The sequence below is a fragment of the Kitasatospora sp. NPDC101183 genome (assembly GCF_044767945.1).
Taxonomy (GTDB): Bacteria; Actinomycetota; Actinomycetes; order Streptomycetales; family Streptomycetaceae; genus Kitasatospora.
Genome location: NZ_JBIWOW010000032.1, coordinates 66,343 through 85,174 on the forward strand (window position 1 = coordinate 66,343; position 18,832 = coordinate 85,174).

Annotated in this window: 21 protein-coding genes; 11 read left to right on the forward strand and 10 right to left on the reverse strand. The window is 74.1% G+C overall.

Annotated features, from left to right (window positions below):
• The first annotated feature begins 212 nt into the window (after positions 1-212).
• From ACIRRS_RS33130 to ACIRRS_RS33140, 3 genes are read left to right on the forward strand one after another with little or no spacing between them, the layout of a single operon-like run.
• Positions 213-605, forward strand: coding sequence for a hypothetical protein (locus ACIRRS_RS33130; protein ID WP_402978856.1), 393 nt, complete (start codon positions 213-215; stop codon positions 603-605).
• A complete protein-coding gene (locus ACIRRS_RS33135) occupies positions 602-2,383 on the forward strand; it encodes a GMC family oxidoreductase (protein WP_402978859.1) in 1,782 nt (593 codons plus the stop codon). Before ACIRRS_RS33130 ends, ACIRRS_RS33135 begins: the two co-directional genes overlap by 4 nt.
• Positions 2,380-3,222, forward strand: coding sequence for a hypothetical protein (locus tag ACIRRS_RS33140; RefSeq protein ID WP_402978862.1), 843 nt, complete (start codon positions 2,380-2,382; stop codon positions 3,220-3,222). The genes ACIRRS_RS33135 and ACIRRS_RS33140 overlap by 4 nt, the downstream gene beginning before the upstream one ends.
• Before the next feature lie 40 nt (positions 3,223-3,262).
• On the opposite strand, the gene ACIRRS_RS33145 is transcribed toward ACIRRS_RS33140, so the two are convergent.
• Together ACIRRS_RS33145 and ACIRRS_RS33150 are read right to left on the reverse strand one after the other, a co-directional pair.
• On the reverse strand, positions 3,263-4,123 hold the full coding sequence (locus ACIRRS_RS33145; RefSeq protein ID WP_402978865.1) for a class I SAM-dependent methyltransferase: 861 nt from the start codon (positions 4,121-4,123) through the stop codon (positions 3,263-3,265).
• 259 nt (positions 4,124-4,382) lie between these two features.
• Positions 4,383-4,919, reverse strand: coding sequence for a PadR family transcriptional regulator (locus tag ACIRRS_RS33150; RefSeq protein WP_402978868.1), 537 nt, complete (start codon positions 4,917-4,919; stop codon positions 4,383-4,385).
• A 139-nt stretch (positions 4,920-5,058) separates the two neighbouring features.
• On the opposite strand from ACIRRS_RS33150, the gene ACIRRS_RS33155 reads away from it, so the two are divergent.
• The 6 genes from ACIRRS_RS33155 to ACIRRS_RS33180 all read left to right on the forward strand — a co-directional run bounded on the left by ACIRRS_RS33155 (position 5,059) and on the right by ACIRRS_RS33180 (position 10,967).
• On the forward strand, positions 5,059-6,411 hold the full coding sequence (locus ACIRRS_RS33155; RefSeq protein ID WP_402978871.1) for an MATE family efflux transporter: 1,353 nt from the start codon (positions 5,059-5,061) through the stop codon (positions 6,409-6,411).
• Positions 6,412-6,473: 62 nt separating this feature from the next.
• A complete protein-coding gene (locus ACIRRS_RS33160) occupies positions 6,474-6,998 on the forward strand; it encodes a DinB family protein (RefSeq protein WP_402978874.1) in 525 nt (174 codons plus the stop codon).
• 17 nt (positions 6,999-7,015) lie between these two features.
• The gene (locus tag ACIRRS_RS33165) at positions 7,016-7,156 is read left to right on the forward strand and encodes a hypothetical protein (protein ID WP_402978877.1); all 141 of its coding nucleotides are present in this window, start codon (positions 7,016-7,018) and stop codon (positions 7,154-7,156) included.
• A 79-nt stretch (positions 7,157-7,235) separates the two neighbouring features.
• Positions 7,236-8,801, forward strand: a complete 1,566-nt coding sequence (locus ACIRRS_RS33170) for a M28 family metallopeptidase (RefSeq protein ID WP_402978880.1) — start codon at positions 7,236-7,238, stop codon at positions 8,799-8,801.
• Between the two features lie 184 nt (positions 8,802-8,985).
• Positions 8,986-10,392 (forward strand): dihydrolipoyl dehydrogenase, encoded by a 1,407-nt coding sequence (gene lpdA / locus ACIRRS_RS33175; RefSeq protein WP_402978883.1) that lies wholly within the window; start codon positions 8,986-8,988, stop codon positions 10,390-10,392.
• 134 nt (positions 10,393-10,526) lie between these two features.
• Positions 10,527-10,967: a DUF5709 domain-containing protein gene (locus ACIRRS_RS33180; RefSeq protein ID WP_402978920.1), complete on the forward strand. Its 441-nt coding sequence runs from the start codon at positions 10,527-10,529 to the stop codon at positions 10,965-10,967.
• 256 nt (positions 10,968-11,223) lie between these two features.
• On the opposite strand, the gene ACIRRS_RS33185 is transcribed toward ACIRRS_RS33180, so the two are convergent.
• The 3 genes from ACIRRS_RS33185 to ACIRRS_RS33195 are packed head-to-tail and all read right to left on the reverse strand — an operon-like array spanning position 11,224 to position 13,466.
• Positions 11,224-11,751: a GNAT family N-acetyltransferase gene (locus tag ACIRRS_RS33185; RefSeq protein ID WP_402978886.1), complete on the reverse strand. Its 528-nt coding sequence runs from the start codon at positions 11,749-11,751 to the stop codon at positions 11,224-11,226.
• A 52-nt stretch (positions 11,752-11,803) separates the two neighbouring features.
• Entirely contained in the window at positions 11,804-12,541 is a 738-nt protein-coding gene (locus ACIRRS_RS33190; protein WP_402978889.1) for an ABC transporter permease, read from the reverse strand.
• Between the two features lie 7 nt (positions 12,542-12,548).
• On the reverse strand, positions 12,549-13,466 hold the full coding sequence (locus tag ACIRRS_RS33195) for an ATP-binding cassette domain-containing protein (protein WP_402978892.1): 918 nt from the start codon (positions 13,464-13,466) through the stop codon (positions 12,549-12,551).
• Between the two features lie 166 nt (positions 13,467-13,632).
• On the opposite strand from ACIRRS_RS33195, the gene ACIRRS_RS33200 reads away from it, so the two are divergent.
• Together ACIRRS_RS33200 and ACIRRS_RS33205 are read left to right on the forward strand one after the other, a co-directional pair.
• Complete coding sequence (locus ACIRRS_RS33200) at positions 13,633-14,868, forward strand: sensor histidine kinase (RefSeq protein WP_402978895.1); 1,236 nt, start codon at positions 13,633-13,635, stop codon at positions 14,866-14,868.
• Complete coding sequence (locus tag ACIRRS_RS33205; RefSeq protein ID WP_402978898.1) at positions 14,865-15,554, forward strand: response regulator; 690 nt, start codon at positions 14,865-14,867, stop codon at positions 15,552-15,554. The genes ACIRRS_RS33200 and ACIRRS_RS33205 overlap by 4 nt, the downstream gene beginning before the upstream one ends.
• Here ACIRRS_RS33205 and ACIRRS_RS33210 read toward each other — a convergent pair.
• The 5 genes from ACIRRS_RS33210 to ACIRRS_RS33230 form a co-directional block, all read right to left on the reverse strand.
• Positions 15,551-15,730: a hypothetical protein gene (locus ACIRRS_RS33210; RefSeq protein WP_402978900.1), complete on the reverse strand. Its 180-nt coding sequence runs from the start codon at positions 15,728-15,730 to the stop codon at positions 15,551-15,553. The genes ACIRRS_RS33205 and ACIRRS_RS33210 overlap by 4 nt on opposite strands.
• Positions 15,727-16,359, reverse strand: coding sequence for a hypothetical protein (locus tag ACIRRS_RS33215; protein ID WP_402978902.1), 633 nt, complete (start codon positions 16,357-16,359; stop codon positions 15,727-15,729). The genes ACIRRS_RS33210 and ACIRRS_RS33215 overlap by 4 nt, the downstream gene beginning before the upstream one ends.
• 118 nt (positions 16,360-16,477) lie before the next feature.
• The gene (locus tag ACIRRS_RS33220; RefSeq protein WP_402978905.1) at positions 16,478-17,653 is read right to left on the reverse strand and encodes an MAB_1171c family putative transporter; all 1,176 of its coding nucleotides are present in this window, start codon (positions 17,651-17,653) and stop codon (positions 16,478-16,480) included.
• Positions 17,650-18,195, reverse strand: a complete 546-nt coding sequence (locus tag ACIRRS_RS33225) for a ParH-like protein (protein WP_402978908.1) — start codon at positions 18,193-18,195, stop codon at positions 17,650-17,652. Before ACIRRS_RS33225 ends, ACIRRS_RS33220 begins: the two co-directional genes overlap by 4 nt.
• Before the next feature lie 6 nt (positions 18,196-18,201).
• Positions 18,202-18,627 carry an XRE family transcriptional regulator gene (locus ACIRRS_RS33230; RefSeq protein ID WP_402978911.1) on the reverse strand — a complete coding sequence of 142 codons (426 nt, stop codon included), beginning with the start codon at positions 18,625-18,627 and terminating at the stop codon, positions 18,202-18,204.
• Between the last annotated feature and the right edge of the window lie 205 nt (positions 18,628-18,832).

Sequence of the window (18,832 nt, forward strand, 5' to 3'; positions counted from 1 at the left end):
TCGCCTGCGGGTTCTTGTGTAGGGCGAGGCCGGTCGCCGGCGGGCTCCGACGGGACATGAATGGTCGTCGGTCGATCGATCGGCGACCAAGAACGGGCAGATTCGGGCATCCCGGCCTGGCGGGCGCCACCCCGGGGCAGGATCGCGACCGCGGCCGGGGTGACGCCCCCGGCATGTCATGCCCCGGCCATCCACTGGTGGAGGTCCTCCGCGTGCCCCTGTCCGACCACCGCGCCTCCCGCAACCGCCCCGACGGCGACGAGGACCTCGCCGCGGCCGACTGGCGCCTCACCCGCGACGAACTCGCCGACCTCGACGAGTTCCTGCGCGTCAGCGCCGAACTCACCGGCTTCGACGTCGCCGAACTGCGCGCCACCGGCCTGGCCCGCGAGCACCACCGCACCGCCCTCGCCCACCCCGTCCGCGACGAGGCCGCGCTCGTCCACCTCTGGTACGTCGGCGCCTGGCCCGGCGAGGCGCCCACCTCCGCCCGCGCCCACGACGGCGCCCTGGCCTGGCGCACCTTCCGTTCCGCCCCGCCCGGCAGCGCCGCCCCCGGCTTCGGCAGCTGGGCCCGCCCGCCCGAGGGCGGCGAGGGCCGATGAGCGCCCGCTGGGACGCGATCGTGGTCGGCGCTGGCTTCGCCGGCTCCCTCGTCGCCGAACGCCTCGGCGCCCACGGCCACCGCGTCCTCGTCCTGGAAGCCGGCCGGCACGCGCCCGACGCCGCCCGCACCGCCGAGGCCCTGCGCGCGGCCGGCGGCGGCCCGCCCACCTCCCCGTACCCGCACAACCCCGACGCGCCCTCGCCCGACGTCGGCGACCTCACCGGCCTGCCCGGCGGCGGCTTCCGCGCCACCGGACACCTGCGGCAGTACGGCCCGCTCCCGTACGCCAGCGGCTACCTGCGCGCCAACGGCGGCACCGGGCTGCTCTGGACCGGCCTCGTCCCGCGCATGCACCCCGAGGACTTCCGCACCCGCACCCTCCTCGGGCGCGGCCGCGACTGGCCGATCGGCTACGCCGACCTCGAGCCCCACTACCGCGCGGCGGAACGGGAGTTGGGCGTCGCCGCCGCCGACGCCGAGGAGCAGCGCGGGGCCGTCGGCCTCCCCCTGCCCGAGGACTACGCCTTCCCCCAGGCGCCCCTGCCCGCCAGCCACCTGGACCAGCGGCTCGCCCGGGCCCTCGACGGACGCCTCGCCCACGACCCCGCGATGGCCGGCCCGGCCCGCCTCGCCGTCACCGGCACCCCGCAGGCCCGCAACGGGCCCGGCGCGGCAGACGGCGGAGCCGTCTGCGAGGGCAGCGCCAGCTGCGTGCCCGTCTGCCCGACCGGCGCCAAGTACACCCCGCTGCGCACCCAGGCCCGATGGGCGGACGGCGTCGAGCTGCGCACCGAGGCGGTCGTCAGCCGCGTCCTCGCCGACCCGGCCACCGGGCGCGCCACCGGCGTCGAGTACGTGGAGGGCGGCCGGGCCCGGCTGGCCTCCGCCGAGGTGGTCGTCCTCGCCGCGCACGCGATCGAGAACGCCCGGCTGCTGCTCCTGTCCGGGCTCGCCAACCGCAGCGACCAGGTCGGGCGCAACCTCATGGACCACCCGGCGCTGCTCACCTGGGGCCTGATGCCCCGGCCCGTCGGCCCGTACCGGGGGCCCGGCTCCACCAGCGGCCTGGAGGCCTTCCGCTTCGGCCCGGCCCGGGCGCGGCGGGCGCCGTTCCGCATCGAGATCGGCAACTGGGGCTGGTCCTGGGCGGGCGGCGGCGTCGAGGCGGAGAGCGCCGCGATGATCGCCCAGGGGCTGCGCGGCAAGGAGCTGCGCGAGCGGCTCGGGGACCGGCTGGGCCGTCAGTTCTCGCTCCAGTTCGAGCTGGAGCAGCCCGCCGACCCCGCCAACCGCGTCACCCTCGACCCGCACCGGCGCGACCCGCTCGGGCTGCCCGCCCCGGCCGTCCACTACGACCTGGACGCGTACGTGCGCGAGGGCATGGCCTCCGCCCGCGCCGTCTCCGACCAGCTGTTCGCCCTCCTCGGCGCCGAGGACCACACCGCCTACCCCGCCGGGCCGCTCTGGCCCGGCAGGCTCGAACACCGGGGCGTCGCCCACGGCTACCGGGGCGCCGGCCACGCCGGGGGCACCCACGTCATGGGCGACGCGCCCGGCACCTCCGTCGTCGACCCGTGGCAGCGCTGCTGGGACCACCCCAACCTGTACGCCGTCGGCTGCGGCTCGATGCCCTCCCTCGGCACCTCCAACCCCTCGCTCACCATGGCCGCGCTCGCGCTGCGCAGCGCCGAACGGATGCACCAGGACCTGCTGGAGCTGCGCCGCCCGGCCGTGGTCACCGACCCGCCCCTCGTTCCGAAGACGGAGACGCCATGACCGGCCTGCCCCTTCCGCCCGTGCCCGAGCCGTACCACCTGCCGTTCCACTACGGCGCGTTGCACAACCTGGGTGTCGACTACCTCGTGGACCCGCAGCGGGCGGCCCGGCTGCTGGAGAAGCGCCACCCGGGCCTCGCCGTCGCCGAGTTCGACGGCGGGGCGTGCGTGTCGCTCAACTACCAGCTGTACTTCGCCCAGTACCCGAACGGCTGGGGCGTCACCCAGGAACTGGAGATCAACCTGATCGCCCACCCGGCCTTCGCGGGGGAGCGGCTGCCGGTCCTCAACTACGGCCAGTACGCGCGGGGGTGGGACCAGACCAAGCTCCTCGGCATCGCCCGGCTGCACGTGCTGTGCGACAACCCGCTCGCCATCGACGCCGGGCGGCGTCTGTACGCCGAGCCCAAGTACCCGGGCTGGTTCGAGGCCACCATGCCCTCGCTCAACGCCCCGTCCGTGCAGGAGCGTTGGGCCGTCTCCTGCCGCCGCGCGGCACTCGGCGCGGGCGGGCTGCAGCGGTACGAGGAGGAGGTGGTCGCCCTGTCGGTCAACCTGGTCGGGCTGACCCCCGAATCCGTCAACAACACCCCCGTCACCGGCTACGGCACGGACGAGGAGGGCCGCCTGCTCGCGGGGCCGCTCAACGTCTACCAGCCGTACCGCTACTACGCGTTGGACGACCTCGGCGCCGACCGCGTCCACCTCGCCCTCGGCAACCCGTCCGAGGAGGCCGCCCGGGACCTCGCCCACCTGATCGCGGACGCCCCCGCCACCGGCGTCTGGACGTACCAGTCCGCGCCGGTGGCGGCGCACAATCGGGCGTACTACGTGGGATGATCCGACGTAGGGCCCTGATCGCCGCCGCCGGTACCGGTTCTCAGGCCTCGCGGGTGGTGCGGCGGTCGCGGAGGGTGCGCAGGACCTTGCGGGTGGCGCGGGTGGCTATGGGCGGGAGGAGGTCGAGGGCGAGGCGGCGGGAGGCGGGGGTCGGGGCGGAGGACCGGTCCGGGTTGTTGAGTCGCAGGACCCGGTTGCCCGCGATGACGTCCTCGTCCACGGCGTAGCCGGCGGCCTGCCAGTCGCGCAGGGTGAGCACCGCGCGGGCGGCGTCGAGGTCGCCCCAGGTGCCGTAGAACTTCATCGGCGTCAGCATCACCGGCTTGAGCCCACCGGTGAAGACGGCCTCCCAGACGGCGGCCGAGACGCCCGGGGTGTGCTCGGAGCGGTAGTCGTCGAGGGCGATCACCCCGTCGGGCCGCAGTGCGGCGCGCGCGACCGCGATGTCCCCGGCGACGTGCTCGTACAGGTGCGAGGCGTCCACGTGGACGAAGCGGCAACTGCCCGCCGGGATGCGGCCGTCGGCCAGCACGGAGGTGGGCGCCTGGATGATCTCGGGCAGCTCCTGGTGGAAGGCCAGGTAGTTGGACTCGAACGCGGTGCGGGTGAGGGTGCGGCGGTAGGACATCGCCATCTCGGCGGCGTTGGCGGCGTCGCCCGCGTCGGAGTCGAACAGGTCGCAGACCGTGAGGCGCTCGCCCGGGCGCAGGTGGTCGCCGATCAGGACGGTGCTGCGGCCGAGGTAGCAGCCCAGCTCCAGGACGTCGCCGGTGACGCCGGTCGCGCTCTGGGTGGACAGCAGGTGGGTGAAGGCGGCCTGGTCGAGGCCGAAGAACCAGCCGGGGATGTCGTCGCGGGTCTGCGGCTCGGTGTAAGCGGCGTCGGTCTGGGGGGTGGCCATGGGACCTCCTTGTGGCGGACGGTGCGCTACTCGACTCGTGGGGACAGGAGTTGTTGCTGTGACTCGTGGTGCCCGTGTGCCATGAGTGACACCTGGTAACGCGAGTGGCGCATCATAGGCACGCCCCGGGAAGGCGACGTGAGACGGAACCGGGCACGATTTCCGTTATAACCCCGTGACCTCACAGGGGCGTTGAACAAAGGGCGTGATCGGGAGACTGTACGCCCGCGTGAGCGCCCCGGGCGAGCGCCGTGCGGTGTCAGATTTCCGGGTGTTCCAGGGCCTCGACGGTCTCGTGCAGCCAGGCCCGCTCGGCCGCCGTGGAGGCCCGGGCGACGAGCAGCATGCCCCGGCGGAACGGGTTGGGCTCCCGCTCGGCGGTGACGGGCGCGCCCGCGCCGTCGTAGAAGAAGCTGCTCGGCTCCTCCAGGAAGGCCAGCCGCCGGCGCAGCACCGCGGCCTGGGCGGCCGGGTCCTGGAGGTGGTGGAGGAAGGCGGCGAGGGCGAAGAAGCGGATCTGGTCGGTGATCTCGGCCTGTTCCGGGTCGGCCAGCCGCCGCCGCAGCTCCTCGCGGCCCTGTTCGGTCAGCTCCAGGGCGTGGCGCGGCGCGGCCCCGCTGCCGGGCTCGGTGCGGCGGACGAGCAGGCCGGCCTTCTCCAGCCGGGCGATGGCGGGGTAGAGCGCGCCGTCGCTGACCGGGCGGACGTGGCCGGTGAGGCCGGTGATCCGGGACTTGAGCTCGTAGCCGTGCAGCGGCCGGTCGTAGAGGAAGCCGAGGATCGCGAGGGTCAGCACGCCGTCATGCTACCTCTTGCCGATGTGCATCGATTCGATGTATCTCTTTTCGAGGACAGACGCGAATGGATGCGGACGGACGCGAATCGACACGGACCGACACGGACCGACTCGATCGACTCGGAGACCAGGGGGCGGCATGCGAAGGACCACCGACGGACACCTGCGACGGCTCGGCGCGCTCGCCGGGCCCGTCTACGCCGAACTGCTCTCCGGCGTCCTCGCCACGGTGCTCACCGCGTACTGGACCGTCGGCCTCGGCGGGGCCGCCGTCGCCGCCGTCACCCTCGCCGCCACCGTCGAGAACCTGCTGCTCGGCCTCGTCCTGGTCGTCGCCTCCGGCACGGGCGTCAGCCTCGCCCGCGCCCGGGGCGCCGGGGACGGCGCCGGGGCCGCCCGGACGGCCCGCGCCGCCCGGCGGCTCTGCGCGGCGGGCAGCCTCGCCCTCTCCCTGCCCGGCTTCCTGCTGCGCGAGCCGCTCTCCCGCGCCTTCCTCGACGGCCCGGCCGCCGGCCTCGCCGCCGACTACTTCGCCGTCGCCTTCCCCGCCTTCGCCCTGTTCTTCGGCCAGCGCGTCGCCGACGAACTCTTCAAGGGCGCGGGCGACACCCGCACCCCGATGCGGATCGCCCTGCTCTCCAACGCCCTGCTGCTCCTGCTCGACCCGCTGCTCATCCTCGGCGCGGGCCCGGTGCCCGCCCTCGGCGTCACCGGCGCCGCCCTGGCGCTCGCCCTCTCCCGGGCCGTCGCCCTCGCCGTCACTCTTCGGCTGCGCACGCGGCTGCGGCCACGGGCCCGTGCGGCGGCAGGGGGAGCCGGCGCGGCGGCCGGACGCATCCTGCGCGCGGGTGCCCCCTTCGGTCTGGACTTCACCGCCCGGATGGCCGTCGGCACGGCCCAACTCGCCCTGACCGCGGGCTTCGGCGTCGCGGCCGTCGCCGGGTACGGGGTCGGCTACCGGCTGCTGCTGGTCGCCACGATGGCCTTCTACGCGCTGCGCCAGGCCGCCGCCATCGAGGCCGCCCGCCTCACCGGCGCCGGGGCGGCGCGCGACCTGCCCGACCTGCGCCGCGCCGTCCGGTGGTCCGCGGCGGCGGCCGGCGGCCTCGCGGCGGTGCTCGCCGCCGCCCTGGCCGCCCCGCTGACCGCGCTCTTCACCGACGACGCGGCGGTGGCCGGGCCGTCCGTCCTCTTCCTGCGCACCGCGGCGCCCTACCTGCTCCCGTACGCCCTGGTGGTCGCCCTCGGCGGCCTCTACCAGGGCACGGGCGCCGCGCGCCCGGTGGTCCTCTCCGTCCTCACCGGCCTCGCGGCCCAACTCGCCGCCTCCGCCGCCCTGTCGGGCCCGGTCGGCCTCACCGGCGTCTGGATCGGCCCGGCCGTCGGCGCGCTCGTCCAACTCGCCGTCCTCGCCCGCGCCGCACCGCCGCTGAGCACCTCGTGGACGGCCGCCTCGAACACTCCGTCAGCCTCCAGGGGTTCTCCCGCCTGACGGCCGACTCGGCGGAGGAGCCGACTGGAGTCCTCGGGTGATCGACTGCGATACTGGGAGGCATGACGACACTGCCGGACGGACGGGTGGTCCCGCCCGCACACGGGGACGAACGGGCTGTACTGGAAGGGTGGTTGGACTTCCACCGGGCCACCCTCGCGCTCAAGACGGCCGGGCTGGACGACCGGCAGGTGCGGCTCGCCCCCGTGCCCAGCTCCGAACTGACCCTGCTGGGGCTGGTCCAGCACCTCGCCGAGGTCGAACGGGAGTGGTGCCAGCGGGTGTTCGCCGGGCTGGACCTTCCGCCCGTACGGGCGGCGGGGGACAACGGCTTCGCCCTGACCCCCGGGTACGGCATGCCCGAGGCGCTGGCCGACTGGCGGGCCGAGGTCGAGAGGGGCCGCGCCCTGACCGCCGGCGCCCCGCTGGACGCCCCCGGTCGGCTCGACGCGGGCGCGGCCGCCATGACGGGCTCGGACACCGTCTCGCTGCGCTGGATCCTGACGCACCTGGTGGAGGAGTACGCGCGCCACACGGGCCACGCCGACCTGCTGCGCGAGGCGATCGACGGCACCGCGGGCGTCTGAGCGGCACAATCGGGCGCATGGACGAAGGCGGAGAGCCGGCCTGCTGGCTGGAGCGGGTGTGCCCGGAGTGCGGGCGGCTGCGGGAGCGGCCGGGGCCGCAGGCGTGCGAGAACTGCGGGTGGGTCGAGGAGGGGGCGGCGGACGGTGACGGGAGTTGACCGAATCGGGCGATGGGCTTGGCAAGTGCTTTGCCGTCCTGTCCAATCGTGACTCCACGGACCGTCGGAAGGAGCCGCCTTGAAGTCGCGCACGCGTCGCCCGAGCACCTCGCCCTTACGTCCCGCCCCCGCACCCCGGCACAGACCGGTCGCCGCCGCACTCACCGTCGCCGCGCTGGTCACCCCGTTCCTGCTGGTCGGCGCCGGGACCGCCGCCGCCGACCCCGACCCGGCGCGCAAGGGCGCCAAGCTCGCCGCCCGGCTGGTGGACGCGAGCAGCGCCGAGGACGCGCACGACACCCTCGCCGCGCTCCAGCGCATCGCCAAGCGCAACGGCGGCACCCGGGTCGCCGGGTCGAAGGGCCACGACGAATCGGCCCAGTACGTCTACGACCAGGCGCGCCGCGCCGGGCTCAAGGTGTCCAAGCAGGAGTTCACCTACACCTTCTTCGAGGCCCGCGCCGAACACCTGGCCGTCCTCTCCCCGCAGCCCGAGACCGTGCCGGTCATCGCCATGACGTACTCGGCCGGCGGCCCCGACGCGGGCCTGACCGCCGACCTCGCCGTCGCCCCCGTCAGCGCCGCCACCGGCTGCGCGCCCACCGACTACCCGGCGGGCTCCGTCACCGGGAAGATCGCGCTGATCAAGCGCGGCGGGTGCAGCTTCGCCGTCAAGCAGGCCTCCGCCGCCACGGCCGGAGCCGCCGGGGCGATCATCTACAACAACACCGACGGCGACCTCAACGGCACCCTGACCGACCCGAAGGCGGGCAGGATCCCCACCGGCGGCATCACGCAGGCGGCGGGGGAGTCCCTGGCCGCCGAGGCCGCCGCCGGGCCCGTCCGCCTCACCCTGGACATCCGCACCTACATGGAGGACCGCAAGACCTGGAACGTCCTCGCGGAGACCAGGGGCGGCGATGCCACCAACACCGTGATGATCGGCGCCCACCTCGACTCCGTCCCCGCCGGGCCCGGCATCAACGACAACGGCTCCGGCTCGGCCGGCATCCTCGAAGTCGCCCGCAACCTCAACGTCCACCCGGTGAAGAACAAGGTGCGCTTCGCCTGGTGGTCCGCCGAGGAGTTCGGCCTCAAGGGCTCCGAGGCCTACGTCAACTCCCTCTCCGAGGCGGACCGGAAGAAGATCCGGCTCTACCTCAACTTCGACATGATCGCCTCCCCGAACTACGCGCAGTTCGTCTACAACGGCTCCGGCAGCACCGGCGGCGGCGCCGGCCCCGAAGGGTCCGCCCAGATCGAGCGGTACCTCACCGGCTACCTCGACCGCCTCGGCCTGCCGCACGAGCCCGCCGCCTTCAACGGCCGCTCCGACTACGGGCCGTTCATCGACGTGGGCATCCCCGCCGGCGGCACCGACACCGGCGCCGAGGTCGTCAAGTCGCCCGAGCAGGCCGCCCGTTACGGCGGAACGGCGGGCGTCGCCTTCGACCCCTGCTACCACAAGGCCTGCGACGACCTGCGCAACCTGGACATGGACGCGTACCAGGTCAACATCGGCGTCATCGCCCACGCCGTCGGCACGTACGCCTGGGACCTCTCCTCGCTCACCCGGCCCGTACCGGCCCCGGCCCCGGCCCCGCGCCTGGCCGCAGGCTCCCACAGCGAGCAGCCGGACGCCTGAGCACCTCCGGCCGGGCCCGCCGTCACGGGGCGGCGGGCCCGGCCCACCCCTGACAATCCGCCCCGGGAGATGTACGGTTCCGCGCGGTGCGCGTCCGCCGAGACCCGGTGGGTGCGCCGAACCCGGTCCTGACACCATGGGACCGAGATCACGACACCGTGACACCCTCGGAGGAGTCAGCAACATGAGCACGCACTACGACGTCGTCGTCCTCGGAGCGGGCCCCGGCGGCTACACCGCCGCCGTCCGTTCGGCCCAGCTCGGCCTGAAGACCGCGATCATCGAGGCCAAGTACTGGGGCGGCGTCTGCCTCAACGTCGGCTGCATCCCCTCCAAGGCCCTGCTGCGCAACGCCGAGCTGGCGCACATCTTCACCAAGGAGGCCAAGACCTTCGGCATCAAGGTCGAGGGCACGGTGAGCTTCGACTTCGGCGAGGCGTTCCGGCGCAGCCGCTCGGTGGCCGACGGCCGGGTCAAGGGCGTCCACTACCTGATGAAGAAGAACGGCATCACCGAGTACGACGGCTGGGGCACCTTCGTCGACGACCACACCCTCCAGGTCGCGCTCAGCGGTGGCGGCTTCGACGTCGTCACCTTCGACCACTGCATCATCGCCGCCGGCGCCACCACCCGCCTGCTGCCCGGCACCAGCCTCAGCGACCGCGTGGTGACGTACGAGGAGCAGATCCTCACCGAGGAGCTGCCGGAGAGCATCGTCATCGCGGGCGCCGGCGCGATCGGCGTCGAGTTCGCGTACGTGCTGCACAACTACGGCGTGAAGGTCACCATCGTCGAGTTCCTCGACCGCATGGTGCCGCTGGAGGACGTCGAGGTCTCCACCGAACTGGCCAAGCAGTACCGCAAGCTCGGCATCGAGGTGCTCACCTCCACCCGCGTCGAGTCCATCGACGACAGCGACCCGAACGCCAAGGTCCGCGTCACCGTCAGCAAGGACGGGCAGCAGCAGGTGCTGGAGGCCGACAAGGTCCTCCAGGCGATCGGATTCGCCCCGCGCGTGCACGGCTACGGCCTGGAGAACGCGGGCGTCAAGCTCACCGACCGCGGCGCCATCGCGATCGACGGGCGCGGGCGCACCAGCAGCGAGCACATCTTCGCCATCGGCGACGTCACCGCGAAGCTCATGCTCGCGCACGCCGCCGAGACCATGGCCGTGATCGCCGCCGAGACCATCGGCGGGGCGGAGACCATGGAGGTCGACTTCGCCATGATCCCGCGCGCCACCTACTGCCAGCCGCAGATCGCCTCCTTCGGGTACACCGAGGCCCAGGCGCGCGAGCTCGGCCACGACGTCAAGGTCGCGAAGTTCCCCTTCACGGCCAACGGCAAGGCGCACGGCCTGGGGCACCCGATCGGCTTCGTCAAGGTCATCAGCGACGCCGCGCACGGCGAGCTGCTCGGCGCCCACCTCATCGGCCCCGAGGTCACCGAGCTGCTGCCCGAGCTCACCCTCGCCCAGCAGTGGGACCTCACCGTGTACGAGGTGGCGCGCAACGTGCACGCCCACCCGACCCTGGGCGAGGCGGTCAAGGAGGCCATCCACGGCCTGGCCGGGCACATGATCAACATGTGACCTGCCCCCGGGTGAAGCGGTCCCCTCCCCGGCAGTCCTGCGGAGATCGCCTCCGCATGGGACTCTGGGGAGGTGGCACCCGGCGCGGCGGGCCCGGCCGGTGAAGGAGGAAAGTCGTGTCCGACGAAGCGTTGATGGGCGACCAGGTGTACCAGCCGGACGGCTCCGAGCAGCAGGACGACATCGGGCCGCTCGAACCCGAGGACACCCTGGACGACCGCGGCCTCGCCTCCGCCCTCGACGAGGGCTACGCACCCCCCGAGCACCCCCTCGCCGTGGCCCGCCACGGCACCACGGCGGCGGAGGCCCACACCCGCGAGAGCCTCGACCGCCGCCTCGCCGAAGAGCTGCCCGAGGTCGCCCCGCCGGACGGGGACGGCATCGGCGACTGCTACGGCAGCGAGGGAGAGCCCGTCGATCCGGAGGCCGGCGAGGTCCGCACGGGCCGACTGGTGCTCTCCGGGTCGTCGCGCAGCGAGCTGATCGCCGAGGACGTCGGCATCTCCGGCGGCGCCGCCTCGGCGGAGGAGGCGGCGATGCACACGACGGACGACCCGGAGGCGCTGCTCGACTGACGGGGGTCGGGGCGTCGCTGGGCGCGGTCCCCGCAGTGCGGGGCGAAGTACGGGTGGAGCGCCGCCTACTGGTGCCACATGGAGCTATCCCCGCGCGTGCGGGGCCGAGCGGTCCGCAGTCGGCACCGGGTCCGAGTGGACGGAGCTATCCCCGCGCGTGCGGGGCCGAGTGTGCCCGGCCTAGCACCAGCGGCGATCCCAGGGAGCTATCCCCGCGCGTGCGGGGCCGAGGCTTGCTGAGCTGCGGTGATGCGGCTCAAGTAGCCGTGGTTGGTTCAGTTCGAGCTTCCCCCAGGGCCCGCTGCATCAACACCGTATCGAGCCAGCGCCCGTGCTTGTACCCCACCGCCGACAACCGGCCCGTCTCCTTGAAGCCGTGCCGCTGGTGGAGGGTGTGGGAGGCGTTGGTGCCGGAGTCGGCGATGACGGCGATCATCTGCCGCTTGCCGAGTTCCGTGCAGGTCGCGATCAGCGCCCGCAGCAGCGCGCCGCCGAGGCCCCTGCCGCTGTGGCCGGGCGCGAGGTAGATGGAGTTCTCGACGGTGTGCCGGTACGCGGGCTTGGGGCGCCACGGCGAGGCGTAGGCGTAGCCCGCCACCACGCCCTCGAACTCGGCGACCAGGAACGGAAGTTCGCGGGCGGTCAGGTCGTCGAGGCGCTCCCGCCAGGCGGAGACCGGTGGCGCCGCCTCCTCGAACGTGAACACGCTGTGCTCGACGTAGTGCGCGAAGATCTCGGACACACCGTCCATGTCGGCGGCGGTTGCTGGACGGATCACTGTCACGGCCGTGAGTCTATCGATGACTTCGAAGGCGGAGCGGATCAGGCGGCGCGGATCAGCAGTCACGTCCACGCAACACGAGGTAGCCGCCCAGCAGAGCCGCTGCTGCCCAGGCCGCCAGGATCAGCAGGCCCGTGGCCGGGCTGAGGCTCGGATGCGCCTTCATGACCTCGGCGCCGGCGTGGTCGGGCAGGTAGCGGGCGGCGGAGCGCAGCGCAGGAACGATGTTGGCCACCGGCGAGAGCACGAAGGCGAACAGCAGCGACAACGCGAGCGCCGTACTGCGCAGCACCGTCGCGACGCCCACCGAGAACAGGCACATCAGGGTCAGGTAGAAGCAGGCCCCGACAACGGCCCGCAGCGCTCCGGGACTGCCGAGCCCCACACCGTACGGCCCCAGAGCCCTCTGCGAGGCAAGGAAGCTGACGAAGGCGGTCGGGACCGCGACCACCACGGCCACCGCCCCGGCTGCAGCGACCTTGGCGAGGTAGAACAGCCCCCGGTCGGGCACCGCCGCCAGCGAGGTACGGATCATGCCGCTGCCGTACTCACCGCAGACCAGCAGGACCGCGAAGGCGATCAGCGCGAGCTGCCCGACCTGGACACCGACGAACCCCGCGTCCAGCGGATTGAAGTCCGGCCGCAGCATCGCGCTCTTCCGGTCGATCGCGGAGCGGGCCGAAGCACTGCCCAGCACGCCGACCCCGATGCTGCCGACCACGGCGATGCCGAGCGCGGCGAGCGTCGACCGAACCGTCCAGATCTTGGTCAGCTCGGCCCGGACCACAGCCATGGGCACGTTAGAAGACACGTCCGCCCCTTCCCCGGTACTGAACGGTGCCGCCGGCGAGCCGGAGGAACGCGTCCTCCAACGAGGACGTACGGCCGGCCAACTCCCCGAGCACGACCCCCGCCTCGGCCGCGATCCGACCCACCTCCTCCGTTCCGACACCGTCGACGACCACGGCACCGCCCTCCTCCCTCCGCGCCGTCAGTCCCGCACGGCCCAGGACGCTCACCAGCCGTTCCGGCTCCGGGGTGCGGACCAGCACCTCGGAACGGCAGTGACCGGCGATGAACTCCTCCGTCCCCGTGTCCGCGAGCAGCCTGCCGCGCCCGATCACCACCAGGTGCTGAGCGGTGATCGCCATTTCGCTCATCAGGTGGCTGGACACCAGCACCGTCCGCCCCTCGGCGGCCAACTCCCGCAACAGCGTACGGATCCAGCGCACCCCCTCCGGGTCCAGTCCGTTGACCGGTTCGTCCAGCAGCAGCACCTCCGGGTCGCCGAGCAGAGCGGCGGCGATGCCGAGCCGCTGCCCCATGCCGAGCGAGAACCCGCCCGCCCGACGGGAGGCGACGGCCTCGAGCCCGACCAGAGCGAGCACCTCACGAACCCGCCCACGCCCGATCCGGTTGGTCCGGGCGAGCCACAGCAGGTGGTGGTACGCGGTGCGGCTGTTCTGCACCGCCTTGGCCTCCAGCAAGGCGCCGACGTGCCGCAGCGGCTCGCGCAACTCGTGGTAGGCCTTGCCGTCGTAGCGGACCTCGCCCTCGTCGGGGCGCTCCAGGCCGAGCATCATCCGCACGGTGGTGGACTTGCCCGCCCCGTTCGGGCCCAGGAAGCCCGTCACCCGGCCGGGCCGGACCGTGAAGGTGAGTCCGTCGATCGCGACGGTGTCGCGGTAGCGCTTGGTCAGTTGCCGTAGTTCGATCACCGCTCCAGGCTTCCGCCGGGCGGTGTCCCGGCACATCGGCCGGCGCTCCGACCCGCCGCCTCCACCGCCCGGTGGAGGCGGCGGGCTCCCCGGGCGCCGTCTCCTACCACGGTCGGTCATTCCCGCGGCTGAGGTTCCGGCGTGCCCGAGCGGCTACGGTGAGCAGATGATCCAACTCCCGCCGATCCGAGAGCCTTTGCCTGGCATCGGTGGCCTGCGCGCGCTGAGCCGGGGCGAGTTGGCGGCCGCCGACGGCCTGGTGGCGGTGGTGCTCACCGCCCTCTTCCTGGCCCTTCCCGGCCCCGCGTGGAGCTCCCACGGCGGGTGGCCGCTCCGCCTCGCCCTCGCGGCCGCGATGGGACTGCCGCTCGCCCTGCGCCGAACCGGACCGGGCGCGGTCTGCGCCGTGGTCACGGCCGCCTCGCTGGCGGCCTCGGCATCCGGCGCCGTACGGGAGCCCTTCCTCGCCCTGGCCCTGGCGCTCTACCAGGTGGCCGTCACCACCTCGGCCCGGCGGGTGCCCACCCCGGCGGTCGGGGTGGTGAGCGGCGGCGTGCTGGTCCTGCTCCTGATCTCGGGCTCCCCCGGTGGCGGCGGGCAGGACCTCGTGCTCCGCCTGGCCGGCCTGGCCGTGGCCGGGATGGCCTGGGTGCTCGGTCGGGCGGTCCGCGAGCGGCGTGCGCAGGCCGCCCGCGCGGCCCGGCGGGTCGCCGTGGAGGCCGTCAGTGAGGAACGGCTGCGCATCGCCCGCGAGTTGCACGACATCGTGGCGCACCACGTCGGCGTGATCGCGGTGAAGGCGGGCGTGGCCAACCACCTGTTGGCCACCCACCCGGAGGGGGTCGGCGAGGCCCTGCGGGTGATCGAGACGGCCAGCCGCTCGGCGCTGACCGAGATGCGGCAGATGCTCAGCGTGCTACGGGCCGGCGAACCCGAGCCGGACGACCCGGACGACCCGGCCGGTCTCCGGCCGGCCCCCGGACTCGCGGCGCTGCCCGACCTGGTGGCCGGTGCCACCGCAGCCGGGCTCACCACCGATCTGCACATCGAGGGCACCGCCAACCTGCCGCAGGGCGTGCAGAGTTCCGCGTACCGGGTGGTGCAGGAGGCCCTGACCAACATCCTCAAGCACGCCGGGCCGACCCACTGCCGGGTGGAACTGGCGGCCGACGGGCGGGAGTTGCGGATAGCGGTGACCAACACGGGCGGCGCCGCCGACCGGACCCCCGGCCGGACGGATCACGGGAACGGCCATGGCCTGATCGGCATGCGGGAGCGGGTGGAGCTGTTCGGCGGACGGTTCGAGGCCGGTCCGCTGCCCGACGGCGGCTTCGCCGTCCGGGCCCGACTTCCGTACCGGACGACGACCGGCGCAACGACGAACGTGTGGAGTACCGAGTGACCGAGCCCGTCCGCGTCCTGGTGGTCGACGACCAGGCCCTGCTGCGCGGCAGCTTCCGGATGCTGATCGACGCCGAACCCGGCCTGACCGCCGTCGGCGAGGCCGCCGACGGCGCCGCCGCGATCGAGCTGGCCGCCGAACAGCGGCCCGACGTGGTGCTGATGGACGTCCGGATGCCCGGAACCGACGGCATCGAGGCCACCCGGGTGATCTGCGCGCGGAACCCGGGTGTACGGGTCCTGATGCTCACCATGTTCGACCTGGACGCGCACGTCTTCGCGGCGCTGCGCGCCGGGGCCGCCGGGTTCCTGCTCAAGGACATCCCGCCCGCCGAACTCCTGCACGCCATCCGGGTGGTGGCCGCCGGGGAGAGCCTGCTCTCGCCGAGCGTCACCCGGCGGCTGATCTCCGAGTTCTGCCGCCGCCCGGCCACCGACCCGCCCGGTTCACTGCCCGCGCTGGACGGCCTGACCGCCCGCGAGCGGCAGGTGCTGGAACTGGTCGGCGCGGGGCGTGCCAACGCGGAGATCGCCCAGGACCTGCACGTCACCCCGGCGACGGTGAAGACGCACCTGGGCCACCTGCTGGACAAGCTCGGCGCCCGGGACCGGGTCCACCTGGTCATCATCGGGTACGAAACCGGTCTGCTCACCCCGCGCCGCCCGAGCCGACCGACAAGTCCCTAGCGGCCGCCGCCCTTGAGGTAGGCCGCGACGAACAGGGCGCTCACGCCCAGGTTGACGAGCTCCAGCACGCCGAAGAGCGTTGCGCGGAACGCGTACTTCTCGTTCTCCGCGCCCATGGAGCGGCTGGCGCGGCGGCGGTTGGTCACCCAGAGGGTGATCAGGATGATGTCGATCACTGCGGCCTCAGTCGGTGGACGGCCTTGCGGGCCAGGTCGGCGGTGTCGATGTCGGGCCCCGGCTTGAGGTTCCAGTCGGTGATCCGGAGTTCGACCAGTTCGGGGCCCTGGCGGATCACCAGGAGGTCGGTGACGAAGGCTTCGAGGTCGGTTCCGTCGACCGCCCGGGCGGCCATCGCGTCGTCGCCGAGGCCCGCCGGGCGGTCCAGGGGCGTCACCTTGATCCGCTTGCCCCAGGCGATGCCGCCCGGGGGCCGGGTCGGGGTGCTGCTCGGGCAGCCGCCGACGGCGCCGGTGGCGGCTTTCAGGCCGGCCTCGGCCTGGCCGGGGCCGCCGGCCAGGGTGATGCGTTCGGTGATCTCGGTGAGGCCGCTGCGGAAGGTGGTGAGGGACTGCTCGCCGGTGACGGCCAGGGCCTGTTCGAGGGCGGGGCAGGGGAGTTTGAACGCTCCGGGGTCCGTCGCCTTCAGGAAGGAGGCGGGGATGTCCGACGGCCCGATGAGCTGGTCGGCGGGGTGGAGCGGCGGGTCGGACGGCGGGTCGGACGGTGCGGCGCAGCCCGTGCCGACGGCGAGGGCGGTGAGCCCGGCGAGGGCGAGGGCGGCGCGGGTGAAGCCGGAAAGGTGCACGGAATGACTCCTCTGCTGCGCCAGGAGGCGGGCCCGTTCGGCTCGTCCAGGATGCGCGCGCGGCTGAGTCGCCGTCAACTGAAATGAATGACATCGGCCATGATTTTCACGAGAGTTGCTACGGTGTCGAAGGACGCGCCCGCACCTGCGCGACCACCGGCGAGCGCGCGAAGGCCGTCGACACCCGCACCAGCCAGGCCGTTTCCGCGTCCAGGTCGGCCGGAAGCCCCCTCGGGCGGTACTCGGCGGCCTCCCCGGACGGGCGCCGGCCCGAGGCCGCTGCCTCCAGTGCGGCCGCGATCATCGCCGCCTCGACCACCACCGCGTCCCCCGCGCTCGCCTCGGCGGCCCAGGCGGGGACGTCCGGCTGGACGTGGGCCCGCAGGGCGAGTTGGCCGTCGCGGATCTCGATCACCCGCCGGTAGAGGGCGAACTCCGGGTCCCGCAGCGGGCCGCCGGGGCCGAGGCCGCCGACGGAGTCGGCCAGCGAGATCTGGGGGAGGGCGCCGTGCAGGGCGGACCAGAGCGGTCCGAGCCGCCGGTAGTCGCGCCAGGCGCGCAGGCGCCGGGCGGTGCGGGTGAGGAACTCGGCCCAGACGGCCAGGGTCACCCCGCCGAGGCCGAGCGTCAGGCAGAGCACGGCGGCGGGCGTCGCGACGGCGTTCTCCCAGATCTCCTGACGGCCCGTCCGCAGCGCCTCGACCAGCGGGACGAGGCTCAGCGCCGCCCAGACCATCCCCGCCGTGGCGCCACCGACGATCAGCCGCAGCCCCGTCCGGGGCAGCCCGGGCGGGACCTGTCCGGCGGAGCGCAGGACGGCGAGGCCGAACACGCCGACGCACCAGCAGCCGTGCGCGGTGAACAGCGCGTCGTGCAGCACGAGCAGGGGGACCGCCCCGCCGCCGTCCGCGACCAGTGACGTGCCGACCGGGCGGACGCCGGCGACCAGGTACGCGGTGGCGCCGACCGCCATGACCAGCGCGGAACCCGTCGCCTGGCGCCGTACGGAGGACGCCGAACCCGGCCGCAGCGCGAACGCCAGCAGGGCGAGGGCGCATTCGGCGCCGAGCTTGAGCTCGCTGCCGAGGAGCGGGAGCAGATCCGCGAGGCCCGGCCAGGGGACGGCGGCGTACGTGGCGGGGGCGAGGACGGCGACGCCCGCGCCGAGGCCGAGGGTGAAGGCCATCAGCCGCCGCTCCCCGGCGTGGCGGGGCTGGCCGCGGGTCAGGGTGAGTCGGGCGGCCGTCGCCGCCACGGCGAGGGCGCACACCAGGTAGGCGGTGGCGGAGTTCAACTCCCGTGACCCGATGATGGGTTGGGGGAGGTGGCGAGGCCGGGGACGACGTCCAACCGGGGGCGCTCGGCGGGGCCGCGCGCCAGGGAGGCGATCAGCTCCGCCTCCTGCTCCTCCCGTTCGCTGTACCCGTGCCGCCCGAGCACCCGCCGGACCAGCTCCTCGGACAGGTGCGGCAGCAGGCCGCTCGGGACGGTGGCGGCCGAGGCCTTGGGCGGGGCGACGCGCCCCCGGTGGCGGCAGAGCAGGTGCGCCAACTCGTGCAGCACGATGTGCTGTTGGTGCAGCGCGGTGGTGTCCAGCGGATAGCCGACGTACTCGGCGCGCTCGGTGCTCACCAGCACCCCGCAGGGCCCGCAGGAGCGGGAGGGCAGGGGCAGCAGCTCGATCGGGCGGCCGAGGCGCGCGCCCAGGTCGGCGACCAGCCGCTCCGCGTCGAAGGGCCCGGGCAGGCGCAGTTCCTCCGCGACGCCGCGGCAGCGCCGCCACAGCTCCCGCTGCTCCCGCCGTTCCCAGCGCTCGCGGCGCCGCCCGTCCGTCATCGCCGGTCAGCCGCCCCGCCGCGCGTCCGCCTCGCGCCGCGCGATCGCCTCGATCATGTCGCTGATCGTCCCGAGGCCCTCCGGCGAGAGCGTCACCGCCCGCAGCGCGACCTCCCGGACGCCGGTGTCGCGCAGGGCCTCCAGCACCGCCAGCTCCTCCGCGATGCGGCTGCTCTGCTCGTCGTCGAAGAAGTACGCGGGCGGGACCTGGAAGAACCGTGCCAGTGCTTCGAGGTGACGCTTCGTCGGGTTGTCGCGCCGCCCGGTGCGCAGCTGCCACATGTACGTGGTGGAGAAGCGCTCCCCGGCCGCCTCCCGGCAGGAACGGGCGACCTCCTCGTTGCTGTACGGGGCGCCGCTGGGGCGGCGGACGGTCCGGAAGAGCTGCTCGATGCGCTCGGCGAGCGTCGGCGCGCCGGGGCCATCCGTCACCGTGCTCCCCTTCCTCAGCGACCGACCGGACACCCATCGTAGTGACCCGATCCCCGTCGCTGCCACCGCAGTTGGGCCAAAACCCGGGCGGGGGGGCGGGCGGGGGGGGGGGCCGCGCCCCCCGGCCCCCCCCCCCCCGCGGGGGGGGCCCGGGGGGGGGGGGGTGGCGCCGGGGCCCCTGAGGGGGGGGGGGGGGGTGGTTGTG